The following is a 1,465-nucleotide window of genomic DNA, read 5'->3' as shown; positions in this document are numbered from 1 at the left end:
CCATCGCCCGGCGCACCCACCGCTACGCGGCGCTGCTGGCGGCCGGGCTGCGCGCCGGCGGCGTCGAACTGGCGCACGCGCAGTTCTTCGACACCGTGACCGCCCGGGTGCCCGGCCGCGCCGCCGCCGTGGTGGCCGCCGCCCGCGAGGCCGGGGTCAATCTGCGCCAGGACGGCCCCGACGTGGTCGGGATCGCCTGCGACGAGACCACCACCCGCGCCGAACTGGCCGCCGTGTGGGCCGCCTTCGGCGTGGACCCGGCGCACACCGACATCGACGCACTGGACGCCGCGACCCCGGACGCGCTGCCGGCCGGCCTGCTGCGCACGGACGCGTACCTCACCCACCCGGTCTTCCACGAGCACCGCTCCGAGACCGCGATGCTGCGCTACCTGCGCCGCCTCGCGGACCGCGACTACGCGCTGGACCGGGGCATGATCCCGCTCGGCTCCTGCACCATGAAGCTCAACGCCACGGTGGAGATGGAGCCGGTCACCTGGCCGGAGTTCGCCGCGCTGCACCCGTTCGCGCCGATCGAGCAGGCCGAGGGCTACCGCACCCTGATCCGGGAGCTGGAGGAGGGGCTGGCGGAGATCACCGGCTACGACCGGGTCTCGCTCCAGCCCAACGCCGGTTCGCAAGGCGAGCTGGCCGGGCTGCTGGCGGTGCGCGCCTACCACCGTGCGAACGGCGCCCCGCAGCGCACGGTGTGCCTGATCCCGTCCTCCGCGCACGGCACCAACGCGGCGAGCGCGGTGATGGCCGGGATGAAGGTGGTCGTGGTCGCCACCGGCGAGAACGGTGACGTGGACGTCGCCGATCTGCGGGCCAAGATCGACCGGCACCGCGAGGAGCTGGCGGTGCTGATGGTCACCTACCCCTCCACGCACGGGGTGTTCGAGGACAACATCCAGGAGATCTGCGCCGCGGTGCACGACGCGGGCGGCCAGGTGTACGTGGACGGCGCCAACCTCAACGCGCTGGTCGGACTGGCCCGGCCGGGCCGGTTCGGCGCGGACGTCTCGCACCTGAACCTGCACAAGACCTTCTGCATCCCGCACGGCGGCGGCGGCCCCGGGGTCGGCCCGGTGGCGGTGCGCGAGCACCTGGCGCCGTATCTGCCCGGGCATCCGCTCCAGCCGACGGCCGGGCCCGAGGACGGCCCGGTGGGCCCGGTGTCGGCGGCGCCGTGGGGGTCGGCCGGGATCCTGCCCATCTCCTGGGCGTATCTGCGGCTGATGGGCCCGGAGGGCCTGCGGGCGGCGACCCAGACGGCGGTGCTGGGCGCCAACTACATCGCCAAGCGGCTCGCCCCGCACTACCCGGTGCTCTACACCGGGCCCGGCGGTCTGGTGGCGCACGAGTGCATCATCGACGTCCGGCCGCTGAGCAAGGCGACCGGCGTGAGCATCGACGATGTGGCCAAGCGGCTGATCGACTACGGGTTCCACGCGCCGACGATGTC

1 protein-coding gene is annotated in these 1,465 nt (G+C 74.0%); it reads left to right on the top strand.

Annotated features, from left to right (window positions below; translation table 11 throughout):
* On the top strand, positions 1–1,465 hold a 1,465-nt coding region (locus ACFV5N_RS27770), incomplete at both ends, for a glycine dehydrogenase (RefSeq protein WP_385605287.1).

Origin of the sequence: Streptomyces sp. NPDC059853, from assembly GCF_042731495.1 — a bacterium.
Lineage (GTDB): Bacteria > Actinomycetota > Actinomycetes > Streptomycetales > Streptomycetaceae > Streptomyces.
This window is presented reverse-complemented; position numbering and strand designations above follow the sequence as displayed.